We start from the raw sequence: 19,724 nt of genomic DNA, 5'->3' as shown, positions 1-19,724 counted from the left end.
CTGCGGCCCCCTAGCGCGCAGGTGCGAGGATCGCCACGCGGCGGCGGCGCAGTCCGGAGCCAAGGCCGAAGAAGCCGATCAGCATCATCGTCCAGGTCGCCGGCTCAGGGATCGTCGGCGGGGCTGTCGTCACGTCGCTGGTGACCGTCAGCGTGGCGCCATGGCCGCCCGTATCGTTCATGTTGGCGTAGGATCCCGGCGTCACCAACGCGAGCTTGGAGAAGCTGTAGATCAGCCCCACCGAGCCGCTGGGGTCGATGAGGTTGTCCAGATTGATCTGGATGCCGTCGTCGGACCCGCCCCCGATGTCGTTGGTGAGAAAGGCGCCGGAGCAGACATAGGTCGCCGAGGTCACGTGACAGCCGAGCGTCGAGGCGTCGTAGAAGGTCGTCACCCCGTCGGGAATGTCGTCGAAGGTCGCGTTGAAGCCGCCGCTAACATTGAAATCGGAGTCCGCGAAACTCAAGTCCAGCGTCACGCTGGCGTTCGCCGCCCCGCACCACAGAAGCGCCGCAACACCCGCGGCTAACGCGGTCCTTTTCATGGAATCCTCCCACACCCGCAGACATTTCTGCGCCCGATTGCGCGGCTGTCAACATGGCTAACGCGATCGGAGAATCGCTCGCGCCGACGGAGGCGATCAGGCCTCGTCGCCGGCCACCAGGCGCACCTGCGGCGGGGTCTCGGGCGTGAGCTTGGTCAGCGGCCGGACCGCGGTGTCGAGCGGCTCGAGCTGGGTCACCGAGCGGCCCTCGTGGTCGACCTTCAGCTCCTCGAAACGCCGCGCCTGGGTCAGGACCTGGGTCTCCAGCGAGCCCACGAACTGGTTATAGCGGGCCACCGCGGCCTCCAGCGCCTTGCCGACCGAGCCGGCATGGCCGCCCATCACCGCGATACGCTTATAGAGCTCGCGCCCCAGCTCGGCGATCTTCTGGGCGTTGGCCGCCTGCTCCTCCACCCGCCAGCCGTAGACCACGGCCTTGCAGAGCGCGAACAGCGTGGTCGGCGTGACGATCACCACCCGCTTGTCCATGGCCTCGGTCATCAGGTCCGGCGCGCGGTCGAGGGCGGCGGCCATGGCGCTATCCAGCGGCACGAACATCGCCACGAAGTCGGGCGACGAGTCGAACTGATCCCAATAGGCCTTGGCCGACAGCCCCTGGACGTGGCTGCGCACGCTCTGGACGTGGCGCTGGCCGCAGGCCTCGCGCGCGGCGTCGTCGGTGGCGTCCTGCATCTCCAGGAAGGCGTTCAGCGAGCACTTGGCGTCAATGACGAACACGCCGCCACCGGGGAGTCGGACGGTGACGTCAGGCCGCCGGCGGCCCTCCTCGGTGTCGGTCGTGGTCTGCTCGTCGAAGTCGTAGCGATGGGCCAGGCCCGCGGCCTCCAGCACGTTGCGCAGGGTCTGCTCGCCCCAGCGGCCCTGCACGCCCGCCCCACGCCGCAGCGCGGCCGAGAGCTTGCGCGCCTCGTCCTGGGTGGCCGTCGAGGCCAGCAAGAGGGCGGCGATCTGTTCCTTCAGGCCGCCGGTCTCCTCGACCCGCACCTTCTCGGCCAGCGCCACATGTTCCTGGAATTTCTGCAGGCTCTCGGCCACCGGCTTCAGCTGCGCCTCGAGCCTGGCCTGGGCGAGTTGCTCGCGGTTGTGGATCGCCTCCTCGTTCTTCTTGAGGATGGCCTCGGCGACACCGGTGGCGGACTGGGTCAGTTGCGCGCTCACCAGATCCGCCTGTTCGCGCAGCATCTCGATCCGCAGCTCGGCCGCGGCCGCCCGCATCCGCTCCTTCAGCGCCCAGGCGATGGCGCCCACGGCGACAAAGGCGAGGAGGATCGCGGCGATCAAGGTCCCGTTCATGTTGCGTTCTTAGCGCGAACACTGAGTCGGGGCTAGGCCGGCCGCCGGGCGCGCATGGCTTGCGCGATCGTGCCGTCGTCCAGCCAGTCGAGCTCACCGCCCACCGGGACCCCGCGGGCCAGCATGGTCACCGAGACATCGGCCTGGGCCAGGCGGTCGGCGAGGTAGTGGGCGGTGGTCTGGCCATCGACGGTGGCCGGCAGCGCCAGGATCACCTCGCGCACGCCGCCCTCGGAAGCCCGGGTGACAAGGCCGTTCACCCGCAGGGCGTCGGGGCCGACCCCGTCCAGGGCCGACAGCAGCCCGCCCAGCACATGGTAGCGGCCGCGGAAGGCGCTGGCGCGCTCCATGGCCCAGAGCGCGCCGACCTCCTCGACCACACAGATCAGGCTCGGGTCGCGGTGGCCGTCGGCGCAGATCGCGCAGGGGTCCTGGGTGTCGAGCGAGCCGCAGACCGAGCAGACCCTCACCCGCGCCGCGGCCTCGGCGAGCGCGTCGGCCAGGGGGCTGAGCAGCTGGTCGCGCTTCTTGAGCAACGTCAGCGCCGCGCGCCGGGCCGACCGCGGCCCCAGGCCCGGCAGCTTGGAAAGCAGGCTGATCAGCCGCTCGATCTCGGGTCCGGCGGAGGCGGCCATCTCAGGCGGCCGGAACCCGCGTGGCCTGGGTGAAGACCACCTTCCAGGCGCCGCCGCGCTTGGCCCAGACGTCCATGAACCGCAGCCGCGCGGTGAAGGGCTTGCCGCCGTCGGTCCCCTTCAGGGTCGCGACGCCGCCCAGCAGCGCGGTGTCGCCCATGACCTTCTCCAGCGGCTCTTCCACCGTGAAAGGCTCCATGTGGAAGCCCGGTGCGGTGGAATCGGCGATGAAGGCCGCCTTGTCCTGCACCTGACCGCCGGAGTTGAAGAGCCTGTAGTCCTCGGCCAGCAGCCGCGTCAGCTCGGCCTTGTCGCCATGCATCTGGGCCAGGTCGTAGTCGTGCGCCGCCTTGGCGAGGTCGGCGGGCAGGGCGGCGGCGTTCATCGCGGCGGCGGCGAGGATGGCGGCCAGCATCAGAACTTGGGCATGCCGGGCATCCCGGCGAGCGACCCCGCCGCCTTCTGCATCAGCTCGGCGGAGCGCCCGTCGAGCTGGCGCTTGGCGTCGGCGTGGGCCGCGGCCACCAGGTCGCCGACCATCTCGCCCTCGCCCGGCGCCATCAGGCTGTCGTCGATGTCGACGCGCAGGATCTGGCCCGTGCCCTTCAGCGTCACCTTCACCAGGCCGTCGCCCGCCTGGCCCAGCAGCACCATCTGCTCGAGCTCGGCCTGCGCCTGGCCGAGCTTCTCCTGCATGGCCTGGGCCTGCTTCATCAGCGAGGAGAGGTCTTTCATTTCGCCCAATCCTTCACTTCGGCAACGGCTCCGTCAGTCTCGTCGTCCCGGCCTTGGAGATCTGCACCACCACCAGCTGGGCGGGCTCGGTGCGGCTGGCGTTGACGATATAGTGCGGCTGCAGCGGGGTTTCAGACCAGGACTGGCCGGTCTCGAAGCGTTTTTCCGGCTGGTCGCCCAGGCGATTGATCACCGCGCCCTTCGACACATAGGCGTAGGTCGAGGCCGGATGCCGATGGCCCGCCTGGCCCGCCGTGGTCAGGGGCCCGTCGCCGGCCGGCGGGATATTGACCACCAGCAGGGTCGCGTTGAACCCCGGGGCGATCGCCACCGGCTCCTGGATCAGCGGCGGCGCCGGTTGCGCGGCGACCTGGCCGGCAAGCGCCAGCCCCGCCGCCAGGGCCGCGAGGCCGAGCCTAGTCCTCATCGTCGTCTCCCCCGGTGACCTCGTCCGCCGGCGCCGCGGTCTCGGGCTGCGGCAGGGTGCGGACCCCCACGATCTCGGCGCCCGGGAAGGTCTTCATCACGGCCAGAACGAAGGGGTCCTGCTCGATCTGTTTGCGGACCTCGCGCTCCTCGCGCTTCTGGCGCTCCCAGAGGCTCTCGGCCCCGCCGCCGCCCTGGGCGGCGATCAGCCAGCGCTCGCCGGTCCAGTCCTTCAGCCGCCCGACCAGCCGCTGGGCGAGGTTGGCGGGCGCGCCGGGGGCAGGCTCATATTCGATGGCGCCGGGCCGGAAGCTGATCGGCCGCACGTAGCGCTCCACGTCGAGCTTGAGCGCGATGTCCCGCTTCTTCTCGATCAGCGCCAGCATGTCCTCGAAGGTGTTCAGCACCGCCACCGGCTCGGCGGAGGACTGCGGCTGCGGCGCGGCGAAGCCCCGCGCCACGGTCGTCCCGCCGCCGCTCTGGGCCGCCACGCCACTGCTCCCGCCGCCGCCCGAGGGCCCGCCGTGCGATGCCGGTCCAGCCGGCGACGCAGGGTCGCCCGCCTGCAGCCGCTTCAGCGCCTCCTCGGGCCCCGGCAGGTCGGCGGCGTAGGCCAGCCTGATCAGCGCCATGTCGGCTGCGGCGGCGGCGTCCGGCGCGCGGCGCACCTCCTCGTAGGCCTTCAGGGTGAGCTGCCAGAGCCTGGACAGCGTCCCGGCCGAGACCGCCGCCCCGACCGCCGCCAGCCGCGCCGACTGGTCCTTGGGCATGATCAGCGCCTGCGGCCCGATCGCCTTGGCGACCGAGGCCCCGTGGCAGTGGTCCATCAGGTCGAGCATCACCTGGTCGGGATTGGCGCCGTAGCCGTAGAGCGTGCGGAAGGTCTCGATCGCCGGCCCCGCCTCGCCGCGCATCACCTGTTCGAAGAGGGAAATAGTCTGGGCTCGATCGGCCAGGCCCAGCATGTCGCGGATCGTCGCCGCGGTGACCGTCATCCCCGGCTCGGCCTGGACGATGGCCTGGTCGAGCATCGACTGGGCGTCGCGCACGCTGCCCTCGGCGGCGCGGGCGATCAGCATCAGCCCCTCGGCCTCGACGCGGGCGCCCTCGGCCTCGGAGATCATCTCCAGGTTCTTGACGATAACCTCCGGCTCGACGCGCCGCAGGTCGAACCGCTGGGTTCGCGACAGGATGGTCACCGGCACCTTGCGGATCTCGGTGGTGGCGAAGATGAACTTGGCGTGCGGCGGCGGCTCTTCCAGGGTTTTCAACAGGGCGTTGAACGACTGGGTCGAGAGCATGTGCACTTCGTCGATGATGTAGACCTTGTAGCGGGCCGAGGTCGGCGCATAGCGCACCCCGTCCAGCAGTTCCCGCATCTCGTCGACCTTGGTGCGGCTGGCCGCGTCGAGCTCCAGCACATCCATGTGCCGCCCCTCGATGATCGACTTGCAATGGATCCCCTCCACCGCCAGGTCGAGCGTCGGCTCGTGGATCGTGTCGCTCTCGTAGTTCAGCGCCCGGGCCAGCAGCCGCGCGGTCGTGGTCTTCCCCACGCCCCGCACGCCGGTCAGCATGAAGGCGTGCGCGATGCGGCCCGAGGCGAAGGCGTTCTTCAACGTCCGCACCATGGCCTCCTGGCCATAGAGGTCGTCGAAGGTCATCGGCCGGTACTTGCGCGCGATGACGGTGTAGGCGGCCGACGGGTCGTCGCTCAGCGTCGGCTTGCCGCCGAACATGTCCACGGCGTTCGGATCCCGCTCCGGAGCGTCCGACTCGTCAGGCGTGAGGTCTTCGTCGGCCATGGGGCTCATGTAAGAGCACGGCCCTCCGCCGCGCCACGCGAAAGTTCAAAGCCGATGCGAAAGTGAAGGTGGAGACCGAACGGCGACCCGGAACGGAATTCGTTGTGGCTGCTGCCTTCCGGCCCTGACCAGGTTGGCGAAGCGTCCGCCCGCCGCCGATCTCCGCGCGGGGATATGGCGGATGGGGGCGGCGGAGGCAAGGGGGGCGGTTCACCGGGCCGCCGGCGCCTGTCCCCAGCGGTCAGGCTTTTGATACATTGAGACATGGCCCCAGGGGCCCATCGGCCTAGGCTCGGCCCGGTGACGGACGATCTGACGATGCGAGCCGCTGTCGTAACGCGCTACGGGTCCCCCGACGTCGTGACGGTATGCGATGCGCCCAAGCCTGCGCCGGCGGCGGGCGAGGTCTTGATCCGGGTCCATGCCGCGACGGTCAACCGGTCGGACTGCGGCGAGCTCCAACCCCGCGTCATCGGGCGTCTCCTCTTCGGCCTGCGCCGGCCGCGACGCACGATCTTCGGCATGGACGTCGCCGGCGTGGTTGAAGCGGTCGGCGCCGGGGTCATGGCGTTCAAGCCGGGCGATCGGGTGTTTGGCATGTGTCCGTTCCGGACCAACGGCGCCCACGCAGAATACGTCTGCATCGCCGAGACAGGTCCGATCGGCTTGATGCCGGCCCATACGCCCTTCGCCGACGCCGTGGTCTGTGAGGGGGCCTACTACGCCGACAGCGGCCTGAAGAAATTCCGCGTCGGGCCCGGCCACAGGATTCTGATCTACGGCGCCTCCGGCGCCATCGGCTCGGCCGCGGTGCAACTGGCGAAAGCCTATGGCGCCCACGTCACCGCGGTCGTCGCCACCCGGCATCTGGAGCTGGCCAGATCCCTCGGCGCGGACCGCGTCGTCGACTACACCGCGGAGGACTTCAGCCGCATCGGCGAGCGCTTCGATTTCGTCTTGGAGGCGGTCGGGAAAACCAGCTTCTGGCGATACCGCAGGCTGTTGAAACCCGAAGGCACGTTCATGGCGACGGACATGGGACCCTGGGGGCAGTACCTGCCGCTGCTGCTCTGGTCGGCGATCGCCAAGAACAACCGGGTCGTGGTGCCCCTGCCGCCCCGGGGCGGCGGCCACGCATTCGTCGCGTTCCTGAAGGCCCGCATGGAGGCCGGCCAGTTTCGCGGGGTGATCGACCGAAGCTATCCCCTCGACGCGATCGCCGAGGCCTACCGCTATGTCGAGACCGGGCAAAAGGCCGCCATCGTGGTGATCGAGGTGGCGGCGGACGACCAACCTTGAAGCCGCCCCAACCAACTGAGCGAATTCAATCCGGCTGAAACAGCTCGACAGGATTGCCCGAGGGGTCGTCGAGCAGGATCTCGCTGCCGCCAAGCCCGACAACGATGTCATTGCGGAAGTGCACGCCGTCCTTGCGAAGCCTGGCCACCTCGCCCTGCAGATCGGAGACGTTGAGAACGATGCGGGTCCAGCCGCCGGGCGCGGGCCGATCGCCGTTCGGCATGGGCTGCGAGGCGCCGCCCGGCCCCCTCACCGGGCTCAGGAGAAGCTGCAGGCCGTTGCGGGACAGCGCGGCGAAATAGGTTCCGGATGAGAAATCGACCTTGAAGCCGAGCTTGCTCGCATAGAAGGCCGTGGCGGCCGGCACGTCGCTCACCATGTAGCGGACCCTCACGGTCGCGGCGCCGTTCTTCGCGCGGTCCTGGGCGCCTGCGCCCTGCGCGACGCCGGCGAGCAGCAGCGCCAGGGCGCAAATCGTCATTCTGTTCATGATGAGCTCCTCCTCCGGCGCCATATGCACCGATTTCAATTGATGCATCAAGTGCAATTGATGTATAACGACGCCTATGAGCGCGCTTGCCCCGGACCTAGCCCCGCCTGAGTTCCTGCAGCTGGCCGGGCATCCCCTGCGCTGGCGGCTTCTGAGTGAGCTGGGTCGGAGCGACCGCAGGGTTCACGAGCTGACGGGGTTGGTCGGCGAGCCCCAGAACCTGGTCTCGTACCATCTGGGCAAGCTGCGGGATGGCCGTCTGGTATCGGCGAAGCGCAGCTCCGCCGACCGCAGGGACACCTACTACGGGTTGGACCTGGAGCGAGTCGGCGGCCTGTTGTCGGCGACCGGCGGGGCGCTGCACCCCGGCCTTCGTCTGACTCCGCCTCAGCGTGACAAAACCTTGTTGGCCCCGGTGAGAGTGCTGTTCCTCTGCACGGGCAATAGCGCGCGCTCCCCGATGGCCGAGGCGCTGGCCAAGGCGTGGTCGAGCGGCGCCATCGAGGCGGTGAGCGCCGGCAGCCATCCCAGGCCCGTGCACCCCAACGCGGTGAAGGTGATGCGGGACGAGCATGGCCTCGACCTCGCCGGTCACGAGTCGAAGCATCTGGAGGTGTTCGCCGGCCAGACTTTCGACCGGGTGATCAGCCTGTGCGACCGGGTGCGCGAGGTCTGTCCCGAGTTCCCTGGCCACCCGGAGACCATTCACTGGAGCATCGCCAACCCTGCGGCCGGCGATCCCGACGACGTCACCTACCCGCTGTTCCGGCAAACGGCCGCCGAGCTCGCGACCCGCGTCGAGTTCCTGATCGCGGCGCTCGCCGATCGGACACCCGCTCCGCGGCGCCAAGGAGAAGCCCATGACCGACCTCAGTGAGATGGTCAGCGTCCGTTACATGGTCGATGACGTCGAGGCGGCGGTCGGCTTCTACACGACGTTCCTCGGCTTCGAGGTCTTGACGAACTTCGCGCCCGCGTTCGCCGACGTCGCCCGCGGCCGCCTGCGGCTGCTGCTGAGCGGACCGGCGAGCTCCGCAGGACGCCCCATGCCCGACGGCGCGAAGCCCGGACCCGGCGGCTGGAACCGCATTCACCTCATCGTCGACGACATCGAGGCCGAAGTCGCCCGCCTTCGCGAAGCCGGCGCTCCGTTCCGCAACGAAATCCTCTCAGGACCGGGCGGCAAACAGATCCTGCTCCAGGACCCCTCCGGCAACGTCGTGGAACTCTTCCAGCCCGCCGCCTTCAGCCCAAGACCCTAAGACCCCCACGCCGGGGCAAGGATGAGGACGACTCACGGACCGCTCCGCAACCCATCGCGGTCGCCGCCTTGACGCCAAGCGCCTCCCCGCGCCACCGTGGTCCGCCCACGGAGGCCTCAGACATGTGCCGCAACATCAAGACCCTGTTCAATTTCGAGCCGCCGGCGACCGACGAGGAGATCCGGGCGGCGTCGCTGCAGTTCGTGCGCAAGCTCTCGGGCTTCAATGCGCCGTCGAAGGCCAACGAAGCCGCGTTCCAGGCCGCCATCGAGGAGGTGTTCGCCGCCGGCCACCGGCTGCTGGGCTCGCTCGAAACCCAGGCGGCGCCGCGCGACCGCGACACCGAGGCTCAGAAGGCCAGGGCGCGCTCCGCCCAGCGCTTCGGCGTCCGCGCCCCGGCCTGACGGGCGAGCCGGCCGCATCGCCTCGACCGGACCCGAGGCTCGCGATACGCTGTTCGGCGATCGGGCGGGAGGCAGACTCATCTCGGATATCTTCATTTCCTACAGCAGCGAGGACCAGGCGGTCGCCAAGCGGTACGCGGAGGCGCTCGAAGGCCTGGGCTTCAGCGTCTGGTGGGACGCGGCCCTGCGGTCGGGCGAAGCCTTCGACGAGGCGATCGAGGCGGCCCTGCGCGCGGCCAAGGCGGTCATCGTACTGTGGTCGCCGCGGTCGGTCGGGTCGCGCTGGGTGCGGGCCGAAGCGACCATCGCCGACCGCAACAAGACGCTGGCGCCGGTGATCATCGAGCCCTGCGAGCGGCCGATCATCTTCGAGCTCAGCCACACCGCCGACCTCAGTCATTGGCAGGGCGCGCCGGACGATCCCGCCTGGCTGTCGCTGGTGGCGGAACTGCGCCGCTTCGTGGGCGTCCGCGCCGCGCCGCGCGCGGCCGTCGCCACGCCCAGCGCCCGCCCGGCGGACGACTCGCGGCCCTCGATCCTGGTCCTGCCACTGGTCAACATGAGCGGCGATCCCGAGCAGGAATACTTCAGCGACGGGGTCAGCGAGGACATCATCACCGACCTTGGACAGCTGTCGGCCCTTTCGGTGGTCTCGCGGGCGACGGCATTCTCCTACAAGGGCAAGACCGTCGCGCCGGGCCAGCTCGCGGTCGCGCTCGGGATCAGCCACATCCTGGAAGGCAGCGTCCGCAAGTCCGGCTCGCGCGTGCGCATCACCGCGCAACTCCTGGACGCCCGGCGCGACACCCAGATCTGGGCCGAGCGCTTCGACCGCACGCTGGACGACATCTTCGCCATCCAGGACGAAATCTCGCGGGCCATCGTCGGCGCGCTGAAGGTGAAGCTGGCGCCGGCGGAGAAGCAGCGCCTGGAGCAACGCCAGACCGCCAGCGCCGAGGCCTATGAACTCTATCTGCTCGCCCGCCAGTTCAGCCGGACGGGCAGCGAACGGTTGAAGCCGCTGATCGTGCGCATCTGCGAGCGGGCGGTGAGCCTCGATCCGGGCTTCGGCCAGGCCTGGGCGCACATCGCATTCGCCGAGGCCGAGGCCGCCCAGCGCGGCGCCCCGGGCGCCACCCACGAGCGGGCCCTCAACGCGGCGACCCGCGCGATCGAGGTGGCCCCGGCGCTCGCCGACGCCCACGCCGCGATGGCCGACGTGATCATCCGCGGCCCAGGGATCGACCTCGCTGAAGCCGAGCCCTTCATCGAGACGGCCCTGCGGCTCGACCCGGACGGCTTCGACGGCCACATGTGCGCCGGTTGCATCTCCGTCGGCCTGCGGCGATGGGAGCCTGCCGTCCGGCACTTCGAGGCCGCCATCGCCCTGGATCCCAACGCGTACCGGGCGGCCGGGATGGTCAGCCAGGCCTATCTCGGCCTCGGCGAGCGGGAGAACCTCCTGGCGTCGGCTCGACGCACCCTGGCCTGTTGCGAGCGGCTGCTGGCCGTCGAGCCCGACCACGGCGGCGCGCTCGGGTTCCTGGTGACGGCGCTTGCGGACCTGGGCGAAGGCGAACGCGCGCGAGAATGGACGCGCCGGGCCATGCTGTTCGACCCCGACAACGCCCGCCTGCACTATAACCTCGCCTGCGGCATGGCCGAGCTCGGGGATTTCGACGCCTCCTGCGAACTCCTCGAAGGGGTCATCGACCGCGTGGGCGCCGGCTATTTGCGCTGGATGGAGGCCGACAACAGCCTGGATTCGATCCGCGACTATCCGCGTTTCATCGCGCTGATGGCGCGCGGCGCGGCGCGGTTCGCGCCGGCCGACCTGCCCCGCGTGGCCGGGGGGTAGCGGCCCGTTCAGGCCGCCCGGCTGAAGACCTGTCCGGCCTAGGCCTTCGCGGTCTCTTCCGCCTTCGCGAGCTTGTCGCCGGTCTTCAGCTCGAAGTCGCTGGCGTCGTGGCGTTCGGGGAGCTGGCTTTCCGGCTCGCCCCAGGTGCGGTTGACCATGCGGCCGCGCTTGACGGCCGGGCGCTCGGCGATCTGGTCGGTCCAGCGCAGCACGTTCTTGTACTCGCCCACCGAGAGGAACTCGCCGGCCCCGTAGAGCACGCCCTTCACCAGCCCGCCGTACCAGGGCCAGGTCGCCATGTCGGCGATGCTGTAGTCCTTGCCCCCCAGGTACTCGCTCTCCGCCAATCGGCGGTCGAGCACGTCGAGCTGGCGTTTCACCTCCATGGCGTAGCGGTCGATGGCGTATTCGATCTTGAACGGCGCATAGGCGTAGAAGTGGCCGAGCCCGCCGCCCAGGTAGGGGGCCGAGCCCATCAGCCACATCAGCCACGAAAGCGTCTCGGCGCGCGCGGCGGGCTCGGTCGGCAGGAATTCGCCGAATTTCTCGGCCAGGTGGATCAGGATGGCGCCGGATTCGAAGATCCGGATCGGCTTGGGCCCGCTGCGGTCCATCAGCGCCGGGATCTTGGAATTGGGGTTCACTTCCACGAAGCCGGAGCCGAACTGGTCGCCGGCCCCGATGTTGATCAGCCAGGCGTCGTATTCCGCCCCCTTGTGGCCGAGCGCCAGGAGCTCCTCCAGCATCACCGTGATCTTCACCCCGTTGGGCGTCGCCAGCGAATAGAGCTGCAGGGGGTGCTCGCCGACCGGCAGGTCCTTGTCGTGGGTCGGGCCGGCGATCGGCCGGTTGATGCTGGCGAAGCGGCCGCCGTTCTCCTTGTTCCAGGTCCAGACGGCGGGCGGGACGTACTCAGCGGCTTCGGACATGGATCGGGGCTTCCGTTGGCGGCGCGCGCCGGCCGCGCGCTCACCCCAGCGATGTGGGGGATCGGCGGCGGTTTGGCTAGCGGCGACGTGGCCCGCCCGCGGATGTAGGTTTGCGCGCAAATCGGAGACCACCTCATGAGCGAGACCAAGGCGCCCGGCCGCGGCGCCGCCCCGCCCGACATGGACTACGGCGACTACCTGCAGCTCACCACCCTGCTCAGCGCCCAGAACACCCGCACGGACGAACATGACGAACTGCTGTTCGTGGTGATCCATCAGGTGGCTGAGCTCTGGCTGAAGCTCTCGATCCACGAGATCCGCAGCAGCCGCGACAGCCTCAAGGCCGACGAGCTCAGGCCGGCCTTCAAGACCCTCTCGCGGGTCGCTCGCATCCAGGCCCACATGATCGGGGCCTGGGAGATCCTGGCGACCATGACGCCCACCGACTACGCCAATTTCCGCGCCAGCCTGGGGTCGAGCTCGGGCTTCCAGTCCTTCCAGTACCGCGAGCTGGAGTTCCTGCTGGGCGCCAAGGACCGCGCCATGCTGGGGGTGCATGAGAACGCGCCCGCCCACCATGACGCCCTGGCCGCGGCGCTGGGCGCGCCCAGCCTCTATGACGAGGCGCTGGCGCTCCTGGCCCGCCGCGGCCTCGCCATCCCCGCCGACCGGCTGGCGCGCGACTGGACCGAGCCCTATGCCGCCAGTCCCGAGGTCGAGGCCGCCTGGCTCGCCGTCTACCGCGACACCGAGCGCTACTGGGACCTCTATGAGCTCGGCGAAAAGCTGGTGGACCTGGAATACCGCCTGCAGCAGTGGCGCTTCAGCCACATGAAGACCGTCGAGCGGATCATCGGCTTCAAGCGCGGCACCGGCGGCTCGGACGGCGTCTCCTACCTCGTCAGGGCGCTCGACCGAAAGCTGTTCCCGGAGCTCCTCAGCCTGCGCACGACGCTCTAGGCGCGCCCGCCCACGATTTTCGGCGGGAATTATCCGGAATTAATCGTTGTTTGCGATCATCCGCCGTCAAAAGGAGGGAATCGCGACCGTGCTCAGCCTGCTCGACCGGGGCCTCGACGAGATGGCCGCCGAGACGCGCGTCTCGATCGGACCGCGTCTGGCCGCCACGATCGGCGTCGGGCTGATCGCGCTGGCGTTCCTGCCCTGGCCGATCTGTATCGCCTGGCTTGTCTTCACCGTCGGTCTCGACATCGTCAGCTGGTTCGTCACCCGCGACCAGTTCCTGGGCCGCGAAATAAGCCTGCGCAAACGCCTGGAATACGTCGCCTGCCTGGTCGGCGGCGTCGCGGCCTGGGTGCTGCTGGGCGTGCTCCTGTGGGGAACCGGCACGGCCTCCGGCGCCGTCTGCGGCGTGGTCATCTGGCTCGCCCTCATGGGATTCGCCCAAGTCTACGCCTACCAGTCGCGCGCCGGCTACGTGCTCACCGGCGTCATCCCGGCCTGCGCCATGCTGGTGACCCCGTTCCTCGCCCCCAACGCCGCGCTGGGCAAGATCCTGCCGGTCTGGCTGCTGCTCGCGGCCAGCGTCGGTTTTGCCGTCTCGAGCGCACGCCAGACCATCGCCGCGCGCCGCCGCTATGAGCAGGCGACGCAGAACCTGCGCGACAGCGAACAGAGCTATCGCCTGCTGGCCGACAACATCACCGACGTCATCGCGCTGGTCTCCCGCGACAACCAGCGGCTCTACGTCTCGCCCTCCATCGAGCGCATCCTGGACTTCGCGCCGGGCGAACTGATGGAAACCCCGAACTACACCTACATGCACCCCGACGACACCGCGCCCGTCCAGGCCTTCATAGAGTCGGTGACGGAGGACTCTGGGCCGCAGACCACCGAATACCGCGTGTTCGCCAAGGACGGCTCGGTCGTCTGGGCCGAGACCACCTTCTCGCGCCTGAAGGATGGCAGCGGCCGGATCCTCAGCGTCTCGCGCGACATCACCCGCCGCAAGCTGCTCGAGGCCGACCTGATCGACGCGCTCGCCCGCTCCGAGGCGGCCGCGGCGGCCAAGACCGACTTCCTGGCCAACATGACCCACGAGCTGCGCACGCCGCTGACCGCCATCATCGGTTTCGCCGGCGTGCTGCGCCAATCGAAATCGATGTCCAAACGGGACGCGCGCCACGCCGGCCTGATCCATGACGCCAGCCAGACCCTGCTGGGCGTGGTCGGCGACGTGCTGGACTTCTCGAAGCTGGAGGCCAGCGGCCTCGAACTCGACCCCGCGCCGTTCGATCCGGTCGCCACGGTGCGTTCCGCCGCGGCGATCGTCGCCGAGCAGGCGGCGAGCAAGGGCCTGTCGCTGACCACGCGCATCGACGAGGCCATTCCAGCCCTGGCCGGGGATGCGCCGCGCCTGCGCCAGGTGCTGCTCAACTTCCTGTCCAACGCGATCAAGTTCACCCGCGAGGGCGGCGTGGAGCTGGTCGTGACCCATCAGCTGGACGCCGAGCGCTGCCGCCTGCGGGTCGAGGTGCGCGACTCCGGCATCGGCATCGACGAGGAGCATATCGGCTCGCTCTTCGCGCGCTTCACCCAGGCCGACGCCTCGGTCTCGCGCCGGTTCGGCGGCACGGGCCTGGGCCTGGCGATCTCAAAGCAGATCGTCGAAGCCATGCAGGGCGAGATCGGCGCATCGAGCGTCGTCGGCCAAGGCTCCATCTTCTGGTTCGCGCTCGACCTGCCGCTCGCCGGAGAAGGCGCGGCCACCGACGAGGCCGAGCCGGCGGGCGCCGTGCTCGACCGGCCGATCCGCGCCTTGGTGGTGGAGGACAACGCGGTCAATCGCGAGCTGATCACCACGCTGCTCAGCCCCTTCGACATCGAGATCGACACCGCCTGCGACGGCGCCGAGGCCGTGGAGGCGGTCGGGCGCGGGCGCTACGATGTGATCCTCATGGACATGCAGATGCCGGTGATGGACGGCCTGACCGCCACCCGCCGCATCCGCGCGCTCGCCGACCGGGACCTCGCCCGCACGCCGATCATCGCCATGACCGCCAATGTGCTGCCCGAGCAGATCGCCCGCTGCCGCGAGGCCGGCATGGACGACCACCTGGGCAAGCCGATCAACCTGCCGCGCCTGCTGGAAGCCCTCGACCGCTGGACGACGCCCGCGGAACCGGCCGCCGAGGCCTTGCCCGAGGCCGGCGAGCTGGGAGCCTAGCCGCCGCGCCTCAGCCCATGCGGTGCAGGGCGCAGAGCTTGTTGCCGTCCGGGTCGCGCAGATAGGCGAGGTAGAGCTTGCCCACGCCACCCTCGCGCACGCCGGGCGGCTCCTCGCAGGTCTGGCCGCCGTTGGCGAGGCCGGCCGCGTGCCAGGCGTCGGCCTGGTCGGAATTGGCGCAGGCGAAGCCGATGGTCCCGCCGTTGGCCACCGTCGCCGCCTGGCCGTCGATCGGCAACGACACCGAAAAGACTCCGGTCGGGGTGCGATAGAAGATGCGATGGCGGTCGACCATCGCCGGCGGAACGCCCAGCGTGCCCAGGAGCGCGTCATAGAACGACTTGGCCCGATCCAGGTCGTTGGTGCCGACCATGATATGCGAAAACATCCTGCGCTTCCTTCGTCCGCGTGCTGAGACCGTTGCGGCCAAGCTTTAGGGGTCAAGGGCGAGCGCGGTCCAGTCCCGACGCGTCGCACGGGCATGACGCGTGCGCTGCAGCACGCTAGAACCCTTCCATGCCCCTAGACGCCTTCTTCAACACCTTCGCCGGCAATCCGCTGGACCGCGCCAGCGACCGGCGCGCCAAGCCCGAGTGGATCGCCGAACAGCTGGCCTCGCCGGAGTCCCTGGGCCTGGCGCTGTGGAACGGCCGTCCGTTCGTCGAAGCCTCTAAGGACGGCGGCCTGCAGATCGCCTACCTGCCCGCCAAGCTGGTCGCGGAGCTGGCTGGCGGGTCGGAGCGGCTGCTGTTCATGGGCCTCTGGAAGGAGACCGCGGTCTTCGCCGTCGACCTGGAGGACGCCGCCGACCCAGGCGACGGCCCGCTGCAGGGCTTCGGCAAGTTCGAGGACCTGCGCGCCGTGGCGCTCAAGCTGCCGGCCACCGAGGCCGCGATCGTCGCCACCGCCAAGCAGATGTTCGAATGGCGCCGGCGCCACCCGCACTGCGCCGTCTGCGGCCAGCGCAGCGAGGCACAGGACGGCGGCTGGAAGCGCAGGTGCCCATCCTGTGAGACCGAGCACTTCCCGCGCACCGATCCCGTGGTGATCATGCTGCCCTACCACGGCGACCGCTGCATGCTGGGCCGCCAGGAGGCCTGGCCCAAGGGCATGTTCTCCGCCCTCGCCGGCTTCCTGGAGCCCGGCGAAAGCATCGAGGAGGCCTGCGCCCGCGAGCTCAACGAGGAAGCGGGCCTGCACGCGGTGAAGGTCCGCTACCACTCGACCCAGCCCTGGCCCTATCCCTCGTCCCTGATGATCGGCCTCATCGCCGAGGTCGAGGACGAGGAAGGCGCGCCCGACCAGACCGAACTCTCCGAAGTCCGCTGGTTCACCCGCGACGAGGCCCGCCAGCTCATCGCCGGCCAGATCGAGGGAACCTTCGCCCCCCAGCGCATGGCCATCGCCCACCAGCTCATCAAGGCGTGGGTGGAAGAAGGCTGACCCCCTTGCCAGCCGGCCCGCCGCTCTTAGGATCGCGGCGGGGTCATGGGGGGGATTCAATGGTGTTGCGCATTCGCTGGGCGGCGTCGGCCGCCGCTGGACTGCTGACGCTGGCCGTCGCTGCGGCCGCGACCGCGCAGACGCCGCCGCCGGCCCCGCCGCAAATGGACCCCAAGGCCCTCTACGCCGGCGCGCTGAAACGCGCGCAGACCGATCCGAAGAGCCGCGAAAGCGCGCGCGCCTATCTCGCGGCGCAGGACGCGCCCATGCCGCCCAACGCGGCGCGCCTCGACGAGCTTCTCCAGGCCAAGGACTATCAGAACCTCTTCAGCGCCTTGACGTCGGCCAACGCCTACGAGGCCGTGAACCTCGACCTGAACTGGGAACAGCGGAAGCTCTTCGACGGCGCCGGCCTGATCATGGCCTTGGCCTACGTCAACGACCTCTGGCGGATGGGCCAGGCGATGAAGGCCCAGGGCGGTGACCAGCTCCTGCAGAGCGCCGTCGCCTTCAGCCTCTACGCCGACGCCCTGGTCGAGGTCGACGGAGCCCGTTGCGCCGACGCCGCGGCGCCGGCCTTTCGCCGCAAGCAGCTGTTCGAACAGCGGCCGGAGGTCTGGGCCTACGCGGCGCGCCTGCCAAAGGCCGCGCGCGACAACATCACCGCGGTCAGCCTCGGCTACGAGGCCCTGACCTCCCCGGTGCGCCGCGACGACGAGGTGCTCTGCCAGGGCCCCACGACGGGATCGATGGCGGAGATGGCCGACGGGCTGGTGGCGCTGGCGAAGGAGGGCAAACAGCCCAAACAGGTCAGCCGGCCGGACGTGATCGGCAAGTCCTACGAGGTCCCGCGCGCGCCGCCGAAGTTCCTCGCGCCGGCCGAGTGGAAGCCCCGCCAGGCCGCGGCGCGCGAGCGGCTCGCGGACCTGCTTATCGAAACCGTCGCGAAAGGGGCTCCGCCGGCGGCGAGGTAGTCACCCCCGCGTGCGGAATGGGTCGGCGGGATAGACGCCCAGGATCTCGAACTTCTCCGAGAAGAACCGCAGTTCCTCGAAGGCCAGCGCCAGGCCGCGGTCCTCGGGCCGCCCATCGGCCTCGGCGTAGAAGAAGGTCGCCGTCCAGGCGCCGCCCTCCATGTAGCTCTCCAGCTTGGAGATGTTGACGCCGTTGGTCGCGAACCCGCCCATCGCCTTGTAGAGCGCGGCCGGCAGGTTGCGGACCTTGAAGGTGAAGCTGGTGATGCAGGGCTGGGTGAACGGCGGCGGCGAAGGGCTCTTGTCCGCCGTCATGACCAGGAAGCGGGTGGTGTTGGTGTGCTCGTCCTCGATGTCGCGGGCGAGGATCTCCAGGCCGTAGATCTCCGCGGCCAGGGCCGGTGAGATCGCCGCCCGCGTCGGGTCGGGGTGCTCGCTGAGCGCCTTGGCCGCGCCCGCCGTATCGCCCACGGCCTCGGTCTTGAGCTTCAGCCGCCGCACCGCTTTGCGGCACTGGGCAAGCGCGATCGGCATACTGGCGACGGTCTTGATGTCCTCCAGCTTCACGCCCTTGTTGGCCATCAACTGGAAGTGGATCGGTTTGAACCGCTCGCCGACGATCTTCAGGCCAGACGAGGGCAGGAGGTGGTGCACGTCGGCGACGCGGCCGGCGATGGAGTTCTCCACCGGGATCATGCCGAGCTGGCAGTCGCCGCCCTTGATGGCGTCGAACGCCTCCTCGAAGGTCGCGTGCGGCACGGCCTCATAGTCGGGGAAGGCGGCCGTGCAGGCTTCGTGGCTGTTGGCGCCCAGTTCGCCCTGGAAGGCGATGCGTCCCTGGCTCATGCCAAGCTCCTTGCATGCGCCCGGGCGCGTTCGAGGTCCGCCGGGTTGTCCACCGAAATCGGCGCCTCGTCGATCACCGCCGCCCAGATCGACATCCCGAGTTCGAGCGCGCGGAGCTGCTCCAGCCGCTCGCGCATCTCCAGGGGCGAGGGCGGCGCGGCCGTGAACCGCGCCAGCGCCTCGCGCCTAAAGCCGTAGATGCCGTGGTGCAGCCAGACCGGCGCATCGCCATAGAGCACCGAACGGGTGAAATAGAGCGCCCGGCCCGATCGGCCATCGGCTTCCATCGCCGCCACCACCTTGGGGATATCGGGATTGGTCCGCTCGGCCGGATCGGCCTCGGCCACCATCACCGTGGAGATGTCGCAGTCCGGTTGGGCCGCCAGCAGCCGGGCGACCGCGCCGACGGCGTCGGGCCGCACGAAGGGGATGTCGCCCTGCAGGTTGATCACCACGTCGTGGCGGCCTTGCGGGTCCAGTTCGGCGAGCGCGGCGACGATCCGGTCGGAGCCCGACGGCAGGTCGGGGTCGGTCAGGACGGCCCGGCCGCCGGCCGCCTCCACCGCCGCCACGATCTCCGAATCGCCCGCCGCGACCGCCACCGGCCCGACGCCCGCGGCCTGCGCCTGCCTCAGTACGCGGACGATCATCGGCAGGCCGGCGATGTCGGCCAGCGGCTTCCCGGGCAGCCGGGTCGCGGCCATGCGCGCGGGGATGAGGACGATGGGGTTCACGACAGATGCTTGCGGCGATGCTTGGGCGGTTGCGCGAGCGCCGGTAGCGTGTAAGAGAGCCGGACGCAACAAGGGGCGGGATTCCCGCGCTTTCGCCGGCCCTTTTCGCCGGACGTTTAGAGGGCCGATTTCGGGACGATGAGCGACCTCACCTTCAATAAGTACGCCGGCGCGGTGCTCGCGACCGCCTTTGTGATCGCCGGCCTGGTGCAGCTGTCCGGCGGCGTGTTCAGCCAGGAGAAGGTCGCCAAGCCCGGCTTCAAGGTCGATGTCGTCGAGGAAGCCGCCGGCGGCGCCGCGGCCCCCGAAGTTCCGCCCGACTGGGGCACGGTGCTGAAGACCGCCGATCCGGCGGCCGGCGCGGTGGTCTTCGAGAAGTGCAAATCCTGCCACAACGCCGACAACGGCGGCCCCAACGGCACCGGCCCCAACCTCTGGGGCGTGGTCGGCCGCGCGCCGGGCAGCCACCCGGGCTTCGCCTATTCCGACGCCATGAAGGCCTTCGGCGCCAAACAGCCGATCTGGGACTACCAGCACATCTTTGAGTTCGTGAAGGGCCCGCAGGCCTACATCAACGGCACCAAGATGACCTTTGTGGGCCTGAAGCAGCCGCAGGACCGGATCAACGTCATCGCCTACCTGCACGGCCAGGGCTCGACCCTGCCGATCCCCGCGCCGAACCCGGCCGCGGCGGCGGCTCCAGCGGCAGCCCCTGCGGCCGGCGGGGCTCCGGCCGCTCCCGGGGCCGCCCCGGCCCCCGGCGCGGCGGCAGCCGGAAAGCCCACGGCGACGGGATCGACCGCGACGCCCGCGGCCGGCGCCGGCGGCCCCACCGGCGC

22 protein-coding genes and 1 other RNA gene are annotated in these 19,724 nt (G+C 69.9%); 10 read left to right on the top strand and 13 right to left on the bottom strand.

Annotated features, from left to right (window positions below):
- Nucleotides 1–10 precede the first annotated feature (10 nt).
- The 8 genes from ACESMY_RS18255 to ffs all read right to left on the bottom strand — a co-directional run bounded on the left by ACESMY_RS18255 (nt 11) and on the right by ffs (nt 5,624).
- Complete coding sequence (locus ACESMY_RS18255) at nt 11–544, bottom strand: PEP-CTERM sorting domain-containing protein (protein WP_372786044.1); 534 nt, start codon at nt 542–544, stop codon at nt 11–13.
- A gap of 96 nt (nt 545–640) precedes the next feature.
- The gene (locus tag ACESMY_RS18250; RefSeq protein WP_372786043.1) at nt 641–1,858 is read right to left on the bottom strand and encodes a DNA recombination protein RmuC; all 1,218 of its coding nucleotides are present in this window, start codon (nt 1,856–1,858) and stop codon (nt 641–643) included.
- Between the two features lie 32 nt (nt 1,859–1,890).
- Entirely contained in the window at nt 1,891–2,493 is a 603-nt protein-coding gene (gene recR / locus ACESMY_RS18245) for a recombination mediator RecR (protein ID WP_372786042.1), read from the bottom strand.
- A gap of 1 nt (nt 2,494) precedes the next feature.
- Nucleotides 2,495–2,908, bottom strand: a complete 414-nt coding sequence (locus tag ACESMY_RS18240) for a nuclear transport factor 2 family protein (protein ID WP_372786041.1) — start codon at nt 2,906–2,908, stop codon at nt 2,495–2,497.
- Complete coding sequence (locus ACESMY_RS18235) at nt 2,908–3,228, bottom strand: YbaB/EbfC family nucleoid-associated protein (RefSeq protein ID WP_372786040.1); 321 nt, start codon at nt 3,226–3,228, stop codon at nt 2,908–2,910. The genes ACESMY_RS18240 and ACESMY_RS18235 overlap by 1 nt, the downstream gene beginning before the upstream one ends.
- A gap of 13 nt (nt 3,229–3,241) precedes the next feature.
- Nucleotides 3,242–3,655 (bottom strand): cupin domain-containing protein, encoded by a 414-nt coding sequence (locus ACESMY_RS18230; RefSeq protein WP_372786039.1) that lies wholly within the window; start codon nt 3,653–3,655, stop codon nt 3,242–3,244.
- A complete protein-coding gene (locus ACESMY_RS18225; protein WP_372786038.1) occupies nt 3,645–5,459 on the bottom strand; it encodes a DNA polymerase III subunit gamma/tau in 1,815 nt (604 codons plus the stop codon). The genes ACESMY_RS18230 and ACESMY_RS18225 overlap by 11 nt, the downstream gene beginning before the upstream one ends.
- Nucleotides 5,460–5,525: 66 nt before the next feature.
- Nucleotides 5,526–5,624, bottom strand: an RNA gene (ffs, locus tag ACESMY_RS18220) — signal recognition particle sRNA small type.
- A 153-nt stretch (nt 5,625–5,777) separates the two neighbouring features.
- On the opposite strand from ffs, the gene ACESMY_RS18215 reads away from it, so the two are divergent.
- Nucleotides 5,778–6,758, top strand: a complete 981-nt coding sequence (locus ACESMY_RS18215; RefSeq protein ID WP_372786037.1) for an NAD(P)-dependent alcohol dehydrogenase — start codon at nt 5,778–5,780, stop codon at nt 6,756–6,758.
- A gap of 25 nt (nt 6,759–6,783) precedes the next feature.
- Here ACESMY_RS18215 and ACESMY_RS18210 read toward each other — a convergent pair whose 3' ends face one another.
- Nucleotides 6,784–7,272 (bottom strand): VOC family protein, encoded by a 489-nt coding sequence (locus tag ACESMY_RS18210; protein WP_372786036.1) that lies wholly within the window; start codon nt 7,270–7,272, stop codon nt 6,784–6,786.
- A gap of 52 nt (nt 7,273–7,324) precedes the next feature.
- On the opposite strand from ACESMY_RS18210, the gene ACESMY_RS18205 reads away from it, so the two are divergent.
- From ACESMY_RS18205 to ACESMY_RS18190, 4 genes are all read left to right on the top strand, one after another.
- Nucleotides 7,325–8,125: a hypothetical protein gene (locus ACESMY_RS18205; protein ID WP_372786035.1), complete on the top strand. Its 801-nt coding sequence runs from the start codon at nt 7,325–7,327 to the stop codon at nt 8,123–8,125.
- Nucleotides 8,109–8,510 (top strand): VOC family protein, encoded by a 402-nt coding sequence (locus ACESMY_RS18200; RefSeq protein ID WP_372786034.1) that lies wholly within the window; start codon nt 8,109–8,111, stop codon nt 8,508–8,510. Before ACESMY_RS18205 ends, ACESMY_RS18200 begins: the two co-directional genes overlap by 17 nt.
- Before the next feature lie 122 nt (nt 8,511–8,632).
- Nucleotides 8,633–8,914 carry a DUF2277 domain-containing protein gene (locus tag ACESMY_RS18195; protein WP_372786033.1) on the top strand — a complete coding sequence of 94 codons (282 nt, stop codon included), beginning with the start codon at nt 8,633–8,635 and terminating at the stop codon, nt 8,912–8,914.
- A gap of 16 nt (nt 8,915–8,930) precedes the next feature.
- Nucleotides 8,931–10,772 (top strand): TIR domain-containing protein, encoded by a 1,842-nt coding sequence (locus tag ACESMY_RS18190; RefSeq protein WP_372786080.1) that lies wholly within the window; start codon nt 8,931–8,933, stop codon nt 10,770–10,772.
- 38 nt (nt 10,773–10,810) lie between these two features.
- Here the strand turns inward: ACESMY_RS18190 and yghU are convergent, their stop codons facing one another.
- Nucleotides 10,811–11,701, bottom strand: a complete 891-nt coding sequence (gene yghU, locus ACESMY_RS18185; protein WP_372786032.1) for a glutathione-dependent disulfide-bond oxidoreductase — start codon at nt 11,699–11,701, stop codon at nt 10,811–10,813.
- 135 nt (nt 11,702–11,836) lie between these two features.
- On the opposite strand from yghU, the gene ACESMY_RS18180 reads away from it, so the two are divergent.
- Nucleotides 11,837–12,661 (top strand): tryptophan 2,3-dioxygenase, encoded by an 825-nt coding sequence (locus tag ACESMY_RS18180; RefSeq protein ID WP_372786031.1) that lies wholly within the window; start codon nt 11,837–11,839, stop codon nt 12,659–12,661.
- An 88-nt stretch (nt 12,662–12,749) separates the two neighbouring features.
- A complete protein-coding gene (locus tag ACESMY_RS18175; RefSeq protein ID WP_372786030.1) occupies nt 12,750–14,888 on the top strand; it encodes an ATP-binding protein in 2,139 nt (712 codons plus the stop codon).
- Between the two features lie 10 nt (nt 14,889–14,898).
- On the opposite strand, the gene ACESMY_RS18170 is transcribed toward ACESMY_RS18175, so the two are convergent.
- A complete protein-coding gene (locus tag ACESMY_RS18170) occupies nt 14,899–15,276 on the bottom strand; it encodes a VOC family protein (RefSeq protein ID WP_372786029.1) in 378 nt (125 codons plus the stop codon).
- Nucleotides 15,277–15,404: 128 nt separating this feature from the next.
- Here ACESMY_RS18170 and nudC point away from each other — a divergent pair, with 128 nt between their 5' ends.
- Both nudC and ACESMY_RS18160 read left to right on the top strand, forming a co-directional pair.
- Entirely contained in the window at nt 15,405–16,331 is a 927-nt protein-coding gene (gene nudC, locus ACESMY_RS18165) for an NAD(+) diphosphatase (protein WP_372786028.1), read from the top strand.
- A gap of 59 nt (nt 16,332–16,390) precedes the next feature.
- A complete protein-coding gene (locus tag ACESMY_RS18160) occupies nt 16,391–17,305 on the top strand; it encodes a hypothetical protein (RefSeq protein WP_372786027.1) in 915 nt (304 codons plus the stop codon).
- On the opposite strand, the gene ACESMY_RS18155 is transcribed toward ACESMY_RS18160, so the two are convergent.
- Both ACESMY_RS18155 and ACESMY_RS18150 read right to left on the bottom strand, forming a co-directional pair.
- Nucleotides 17,306–18,151, bottom strand: a complete 846-nt coding sequence (locus ACESMY_RS18155) for a prephenate dehydratase (protein WP_372786026.1) — start codon at nt 18,149–18,151, stop codon at nt 17,306–17,308.
- Nucleotides 18,148–18,885, bottom strand: a complete 738-nt coding sequence (locus ACESMY_RS18150) for a 3-deoxy-manno-octulosonate cytidylyltransferase (RefSeq protein WP_372786025.1) — start codon at nt 18,883–18,885, stop codon at nt 18,148–18,150. Before ACESMY_RS18150 ends, ACESMY_RS18155 begins: the two co-directional genes overlap by 4 nt.
- A 138-nt stretch (nt 18,886–19,023) precedes the next feature.
- On the opposite strand from ACESMY_RS18150, the gene ACESMY_RS18145 reads away from it, so the two are divergent.
- Nucleotides 19,024–19,724: cytochrome c family protein (locus ACESMY_RS18145; RefSeq protein ID WP_372786024.1), on the top strand; the 701-nt coding region annotated here is incomplete at its 3' end.

It is taken from the genome of Phenylobacterium sp., from assembly GCF_041691455.1.
Classification (GTDB): domain Bacteria; phylum Pseudomonadota; class Alphaproteobacteria; order Caulobacterales; family Caulobacteraceae; genus Phenylobacterium.
This window is presented reverse-complemented; position numbering and strand designations above follow the sequence as displayed.

Excerpts from the sequence above, each read along its gene's own strand:
- ACESMY_RS18155 (WP_372786026.1), bottom strand. The coding sequence starts at position 18,151 with ATGAGCCAGGGACGCATCGCCTTCCAGGGCGAACTGGGCGCCAACAGC.
- recR (WP_372786042.1), bottom strand. The coding sequence starts at position 2,493 with ATGGCCGCCTCCGCCGGACCCGAGATCGAGCGGCTGATCAGCCTGCTT.
- ACESMY_RS18240 (WP_372786041.1), bottom strand. The coding sequence starts at position 2,908 with ATGCTGGCCGCCATCCTCGCCGCCGCCGCGATGAACGCCGCCGCCCTG.
- ACESMY_RS18210 (WP_372786036.1), bottom strand. The coding sequence starts at position 7,272 with ATGGCGCCGGAGGAGGAGCTCATCATGAACAGAATGACGATTTGCGCC.
- nudC (WP_372786028.1), top strand. The coding sequence starts at position 15,405 with ATGCCCCTAGACGCCTTCTTCAACACCTTCGCCGGCAATCCGCTGGAC.
- ACESMY_RS18160 (WP_372786027.1), top strand. The coding sequence starts at position 16,391 with ATGGTGTTGCGCATTCGCTGGGCGGCGTCGGCCGCCGCTGGACTGCTG.
- ACESMY_RS18230 (WP_372786039.1), bottom strand. The coding sequence starts at position 3,655 with ATGAGGACTAGGCTCGGCCTCGCGGCCCTGGCGGCGGGGCTGGCGCTT.
- yghU (WP_372786032.1), bottom strand. The coding sequence starts at position 11,701 with ATGTCCGAAGCCGCTGAGTACGTCCCGCCCGCCGTCTGGACCTGGAAC.
- ACESMY_RS18195 (WP_372786033.1), top strand. The coding sequence starts at position 8,633 with ATGTGCCGCAACATCAAGACCCTGTTCAATTTCGAGCCGCCGGCGACC.
- ACESMY_RS18255 (WP_372786044.1), bottom strand. The coding sequence starts at position 544 with ATGAAAAGGACCGCGTTAGCCGCGGGTGTTGCGGCGCTTCTGTGGTGC.
- ACESMY_RS18180 (WP_372786031.1), top strand. The coding sequence starts at position 11,837 with ATGAGCGAGACCAAGGCGCCCGGCCGCGGCGCCGCCCCGCCCGACATG.
- ACESMY_RS18200 (WP_372786034.1), top strand. The coding sequence starts at position 8,109 with ATGACCGACCTCAGTGAGATGGTCAGCGTCCGTTACATGGTCGATGAC.
- ACESMY_RS18225 (WP_372786038.1), bottom strand. The coding sequence starts at position 5,459 with ATGGCCGACGAAGACCTCACGCCTGACGAGTCGGACGCTCCGGAGCGG.
- ACESMY_RS18250 (WP_372786043.1), bottom strand. The coding sequence starts at position 1,858 with ATGAACGGGACCTTGATCGCCGCGATCCTCCTCGCCTTTGTCGCCGTG.
- ACESMY_RS18235 (WP_372786040.1), bottom strand. The coding sequence starts at position 3,228 with ATGAAAGACCTCTCCTCGCTGATGAAGCAGGCCCAGGCCATGCAGGAG.
- ACESMY_RS18170 (WP_372786029.1), bottom strand. The coding sequence starts at position 15,276 with ATGTTTTCGCATATCATGGTCGGCACCAACGACCTGGATCGGGCCAAG.
- ACESMY_RS18215 (WP_372786037.1), top strand. The coding sequence starts at position 5,778 with ATGCGAGCCGCTGTCGTAACGCGCTACGGGTCCCCCGACGTCGTGACG.
- ACESMY_RS18205 (WP_372786035.1), top strand. The coding sequence starts at position 7,325 with ATGAGCGCGCTTGCCCCGGACCTAGCCCCGCCTGAGTTCCTGCAGCTG.